Genomic DNA, 6,003 nt, shown 5'->3' with positions numbered 1-6,003 from the left:
GGAGCCGGTTCTTGAGGTGCGGGGGTTGGTGAAGCATTTTCCGCTGACGCGGGGTGTGGTGTTCCGGCGTCGGGTGGGTGCGGTGCGGGCGGTGGATGATGTGTCGTTCACGCTGTTTCAGGGGGAGACGCTGGGGATCGTCGGTGAGTCGGGGTGTGGCAAGTCGACGGTGGCGAAGGTGTTGATGGGTCTGGAGCGTCCGACGGCGGGGGAGATCCGGTACAGGGGTGAGGACATCACGCGGTTGTCGGGTCGGGCGTTGAAGGCGGTGCGGCGGAACATTCAGATGGTGTTCCAGGATCCGTACACGTCGTTGAATCCGCGGATGACGGTGGGGGATATCGTCGGGGAGCCGTTCGATATTCATCCGGAGGTGGCGCCGAAGGGGGATCGGCGGCGGCGGGTGCGGGAGTTGCTGGATGTGGTGGGGTTGAATCCGGAGTACATCAACCGGTATCCGCATCAGTTCTCGGGTGGGCAGCGGCAGCGGATCGGGATCGCGCGGGGGTTGGCGCTGAATCCTGAGGTGATCATCTGTGATGAGCCGGTCTCGGCGCTGGATGTGTCGGTGCAGGCGCAGGTGGTGAATTTGATGGAGCGGCTGCAGGAGGAGTTCGATCTGTCGTACATCTTCATTGCGCATGATCTGTCGATCGTGCGGCATATCTCGGATCGGGTGGGGGTGATGTATCTGGGGAAGATGGCGGAGGTCGGTTCGGATGCGGAGATCTATGATCATCCGACGCATCCGTATACGCAGGCGTTGTTGTCGGCGGTGCCGCAGCCGGATCCGCGGGGGCGGGAGCGGCGGGAGCGGATCATCTTGTCGGGGGATGTGCCCTCGCCGGCGGATCCGCCGTCGGGGTGTCGGTTCCGTACCCGGTGCTGGAAGGCGCAGGAGCGGTGTGCGCAGGAGGTGCCGCTGCTGGCGGTGCCCGAACGCTTCGCGGGCAGTGATTCCCCGGCCGCGCACCCCTCGGCCTGCCACTTCGCCGAGGAGAAGGACGTGGTGCACGCGGCCTGAGGCACGGCGCGGCACCCGAACCACCGCCGGTGCGCCCGGACCGAACCGGTCCGGGCGCCCCGGCGTATGCGTGCGCGCCCCGGAGTCGCGCACCCCTCCCGGCGGGAGGGGCCGTCCGGCATCCGGGGGTTTCTCCGGGCGCGCTCCGCGTACCCGCCCGGGCGTGCGGGAAAATGGTGTCGATGAGGTGATATGGGTCTTATGGGAAGAAAAGCCGGGATCCAGGGAGACACCTCATGCGCCGAACCAAGCGGTTCACCGGGGCCATCGCGGCAGTGACGGTCCTGGCCGCGCTGGCCACCGCCTGCGGCAGCGGGGAGGCCGACAGCTCCGGGAACGGAGTGGTACGCGCCTCGTGGGGCGACCCGCAGCACCCGCTGGAGCCCGCGAACACCAACGAGGTGCAGGGCGGCAAGGTCCTCGACATGATCTTCCGGGGCCTCAAGCGCTACGACCCGGAGACCGGCGAGGCGGTGAACGCCGTGGCCGAGTCGATCGAGACCGAGGACCAGCGGAACTTCACGGTCACCCTCAAGAAGGGCTGGAAGTTCGGTGACGGCTCACCGGTCACGGCGAGCTCCTTCGTGGATGCCTGGAACTACGGCGCCCTGGTCACCAACAACCAGATCAACTCGTACTTCTTCCAGTACATCGAGGGCTACGACGAGGTCCATCCGGCGGACGAGGGCGCCAAGCCGACGGCCGAGACCATGTCCGGGCTGAAGGCGCTGAGCGACTACGTCTTCACGGTGCGGCTCAACCAGAAGTTCTCCCTGTGGCCCCAGACCCTCGGCTACAACGCCTACGCGCCGCTGCCCGAGTCCTTCTTCGAGGACCGCGAGGCATGGCTGGAGAAACCGGTCGGCAACGGACCGTACAAGATCGACTCCTACTCCCGGGGACAGGTCATGCGGCTGTCCCGGAACGAGGACTACAGCGGTACGGACAAGGCCCGGAACGAGGGCGTGGAACTGCGGGTCTACACCGACAGCAACACCGCCTACACCGACCTCCAGGCCGGCAACCTCGACATCGCCGACGACATCCCCGCCTCCCAGCTGGGGAACGCCGAGCGGGACCTGGACGGCCGCTACGTCAACCAGCCCGCCGGGATCATCCAGACCGTCAGCTTCCCCCTCTACCGCAAGGAGTGGCAGGGCGAGGACGCACGCAAGGTCCGTCAGGGCCTCTCCATGGCGATCGACCGGAAGTCGATCACCGAGCGGATCTACCACGGCACCCGCGTCCCGGCCACCGACCTCACCTCGCCCGTGCTCGGCCCCGACGGCGGCTACGCCGCGGGGCTGTGCGGACAGACCTGCTCCTACGACCCCGGGCGGGCCAGGAAGCTCATCGAGGAGGCGGGCGGGCTGCCCGGCGGGAGCGTGACCCTCACCTCCAACGTGGACGCCGGCTCGCACCGCCAGTGGATGGACGCCGTCTGCAACAGCATCAAGAACGTCCTGGACGACCGCGGCGCCTGCCGGGTCAAGCCGGTGGGCACCTTCGCCGACTACCGCAAGGACGTCGTCGCCGAGGAGATGACCGGCATGTTCCGCACCGGCTGGCAGATGGACTACCCGCTGATCCAGAACTTCCTCCAGCCGCTGTACTACACCGACGCCTCCTCCAACGACTCCGGATACAGCAGCGAGGAGTTCGACGAGCTGCTCGACCGGGCCAACGCGGTCGAGGGGAAGGAGGCGGTCGCCCTCTTCCGGAAGGCGGAGAAGCTCCTGCTCCAGGACCTCCCGGCCGTCCCGCTGTGGTACCAGAACGGCACCGCCGGCTACTCCGACCGGGTGCGCGACGTCAAGCTCAACGCCTTCTCCGTCCCCGTCTTCACCGACATCGAGGTCGTCTGACGCTCCCTCCCGCCGGCGATCCGCCCGACGGGACCCGCCCGAGGAGGAGGCACCCCCGTGGGGCGCTACGTCATCCGCCGACTGCTCCAGATGGTCCCGGTGTTCACCGGGACGACCCTGTTGATCTTCGTGATGGTCTACGCGCTGGGCGACCCGGTCGCCGGCCTCTTCGGCGACCGGGCCCCCGACCCGGCCACCGCCGCCCGGCTGCGCGCCGAGTTCCACCTCGACAAGCCGCTGTGGCAGCAGTACCTGCTCTACCTCGGCAAGATCTTCAGCGGTGACTTCGGCACCGCCTTCAACGGCCGGCCCGTCGTCGACCTGATGGTCACCGCGCTTCCGGTCACCATGCGGCTGATGCTGGTCGCGATCGTCATCGAGATCGTGGCGGGCATCCTGCTCGGGGTGGTGTGCGGGCTGCGCCGGGGCCGCGCCGTGGACACCTCGGTGCTGCTGCTGACCCTGGTGGTGATCTCCGTCCCGACCTTCGTCACCGGTGCCACCCTGCAGTTCCTGTTGGGCGTGAAGTGGCCGCTGACCAGCCCGGCCGTCAGCTCGCAGGCCACGTTCGGCGAACTGCTGCTGCCGGGCACGGTCCTGGCGCTGGTCTCGCTGGCCTACATCGCCCGGCTCACCCGCACCTCGGTCGCCGAGAACACCCGGGCCGACCACGTCCGCACGGCGCGGGCCAAGGGCCTGCCGGAGCGCCGGGTGGTCACCCACCACCTGCTGCGCAACTCGCTGATCCCGGTGATCACCTTCCTCGGCGCCGATGTCGGCAGCCTGATGGCCGGCGCCCTGGTCACCGAGCGGATCTTCAACATCCAGGGCGTCGGCTATCAGCTCTACCAGGGCGTCCTGCGCCAGAACTCCCCGACCGTGGTCGGTTTCGTGACGATCCTCGTCCTCGTCTTCCTGCTGGCCAACCTGCTCGTGGACCTCCTGTACGCCGTGCTCGACCCGAGGATCCGGTATGCCTGAACCACGCTTCGACCCCCTGTCCGACGGCCCGCCCGTGCCCGGCCCGCCCGCCGCCGGCGCGAGCGTCACCCTGGATCCGGGCGCCGCCGGGACCGACCCCGCCGCGGGCCTCCCGGCCGGAGACGGACCGGGCGGACCGGGCGGACGCGGCGGCGGACGGAGCGGACGGCGGCGGCAGCGGGGAGCGCACCGCAGGGCGGGTGGCCGGGGCGAGGCCCGCAGCCTGTGGTCGGACGCCTGGCACGATCTGCGCCGCAACCCGGTCTTCCTGGTCTCGGCCGTGCTGATCCTCTTCCTGGTGACGGTCTCCCTCTGGCCCGGCCTGCTCACCGACCGCGATCCCCTCTCCTGCGACCTGGGCAGATCACTCGGCGGCCCCGTCCCGGGCCACTGGTTCGGGTTCGACGCCCAGGGCTGCGACGTCTACGCCCGCACCGTGTACGGCGCCCGTGCCTCCATCGCGGTCGCCGTGTGCGCCACGCTGGGGACCGCGCTCCTCGGCGGGACGCTGGGCGGCCTGGCCGGGTTCTTCGGCGGCTGGACGGACGGCCTCCTCTCCCGGCTGACCGACGTCTTCTTCGGCATCCCGATCGTCCTCGGCGGCCTGGTCTTCCTCGCCATGATCAAGACCGCGGGGGTCTGGCCGGTCGTCCTGGTGATCGTGCTGCTGGGCTGGCCGCAGGTGGCCCGGATCGCGCGCGGCTCGGTGGTCTCGGTCAAGGAGGCGGACTACGTGCAGGCCGCCCGGGCGCTGGGCGCCGGCAGCGGGCGGGTGCTGCTGCGCCATGTGCTGCCGAACGCCGTCGCGCCGGTGATCGTGGTCGCCACCATCGCGCTGGGCACCTACGTGGCGCTGGAGGCCACGCTGAGTTTCCTGGGCATCGGACTCCAGCCGCCGACCGTCTCCTGGGGAGTGGCCATCTCCAACGCCTCCGACGGTATGCAGTTCCGCAACGCGCCCCACATCCTGCTCTACCCGGCCGCCGCGCTGAGCGTCACGGTGCTGGCGTTCATCATGCTCGGCGACGCGGTGCGCGACGCCCTCGATCCGAAGCTGCGCTGAGGGAGGCGTACGTGACCACCATCGACAAGACCGCCCCGGTCCCGGAGAGGGACACCGGTGGTGGAGACGGCGGGCCGCTGCTGGAGGTCCGCGACCTGCATGTGGAGTTCACCTCGCGGGACGGCCTGGTGCGGGCGGTCAACGGGGTGGACTGCTCGGTGTCCGCGGGCGAGACGCTGGCGGTGCTGGGGGAGTCGGGGTCGGGGAAGTCGGTGACCGCGCAGGCGGTCATGGGGATCCTCGACATGCCGCCGGGCCGGATCCCGAAGGGGGAGGTCCTCTTCCAGGGGCGGGACCTGCTGAAGCTGCCGGAGGAGGAGCGGCGCCGGGTGCGGGGACGGAAGATCGCGATGATCTTCCAGGACGCGTTGTCGGCGTTGAATCCGGTGTACAGCGTGGGTTTCCAGTTGGGGGAGATGTTCCGGGTCCATCGCGGGCTTTCGCGGAAGGAGGCGAAGGCGAGGGCGGTGGAGTTGATGGACCGGGTGCGGATTCCGGCGGCGCGGGCGCGGGTGAACGATTATCCGCATCAGTTCTCCGGTGGTATGCGGCAGCGGATCATGATTGCGATGGCGTTGGCGCTGGAGCCGGATCTGATCATCGCGGACGAGCCGACGACGGCGCTGGATGTGACGGTGCAGGCCCAGGTGATGGAGCTGCTGGGGGAGTTGCAGCGGGAGTATCACATGGGGCTGATCCTGATCACGCATGATCTGGGGGTGGTGGCGGATGTGGCGGACAAGATCGCGGTGATGTACGCGGGGCGGATCGTGGAGACGGCTCCGGTGCACGAGTTGTACGAGCGTCCGGCGCATCCGTATACGCGGGGTCTTTTGGATTCGATTCCGCGGCTGGATCACAAGGGGCGGGAGCTGTATGCGATTCAGGGGCTGCCGCCGAGTCTGACGAGTATTCCGTCCGGGTGTGCGTTCAATCCGCGGTGTCCGCGGGCGCGGGAGGTGTGCCGGGTGGATGTGCCGCCGCTGTACCGGGTGACCGAGTCGGACGGCACCGAGTTGACCGGGCGCCGCAGTGCCTGCCACTTCTGGGAGGAGACCATCCATGGCTGA

Annotated in this window: 5 protein-coding genes; all 5 read left to right on the top strand. The window is 69.1% G+C overall.

The window, feature by feature from the left end; translation table 11 throughout:
• A partial coding sequence (locus tag CUT44_RS00585; RefSeq protein WP_100200100.1) for an ABC transporter ATP-binding protein occupies positions 1 to 1,024 on the top strand: 1,024 nt, incomplete at its 5' end.
• Between the two features lie 236 nt (positions 1,025 to 1,260).
• Positions 1,261 to 2,889 (top strand): peptide ABC transporter substrate-binding protein, encoded by a 1,629-nt coding sequence (locus CUT44_RS00580; protein WP_100200099.1) that lies wholly within the window; start codon positions 1,261 to 1,263, stop codon positions 2,887 to 2,889.
• A 57-nt stretch (positions 2,890 to 2,946) separates the two neighbouring features.
• Entirely contained in the window at positions 2,947 to 3,870 is a 924-nt protein-coding gene (locus tag CUT44_RS00575; protein ID WP_100200098.1) for an ABC transporter permease, read from the top strand.
• The gene (locus CUT44_RS00570) at positions 3,863 to 4,933 is read left to right on the top strand and encodes an ABC transporter permease (RefSeq protein ID WP_100200097.1); all 1,071 of its coding nucleotides are present in this window, start codon (positions 3,863 to 3,865) and stop codon (positions 4,931 to 4,933) included. Before CUT44_RS00575 ends, CUT44_RS00570 begins: the two co-directional genes overlap by 8 nt.
• Positions 4,934 to 4,944: 11 nt before the next feature.
• A complete protein-coding gene (locus tag CUT44_RS00565; RefSeq protein WP_100200096.1) occupies positions 4,945 to 6,003 on the top strand; it encodes an ABC transporter ATP-binding protein in 1,059 nt (352 codons plus the stop codon).

It is taken from the genome of Streptomyces carminius (assembly GCF_002794255.1).
Lineage (GTDB): Bacteria > Actinomycetota > Actinomycetes > Streptomycetales > Streptomycetaceae > Streptomyces > Streptomyces carminius.
Note: the sequence above shows the minus strand (reverse complement) of the source record. Positions and strands in the feature narration are given on the sequence as shown.

What these genes read in the sequence shown, in the direction of transcription:
- CUT44_RS00580 (WP_100200099.1), top strand. Translation starts at nt 1,261, where the DNA reads ATGCGCCGAACCAAGCGGTTCACCGGGGCCATCGCGGCAGTGACGGTC.
- CUT44_RS00570 (WP_100200097.1), top strand. Translation starts at nt 3,863, where the DNA reads ATGCCTGAACCACGCTTCGACCCCCTGTCCGACGGCCCGCCCGTGCCC.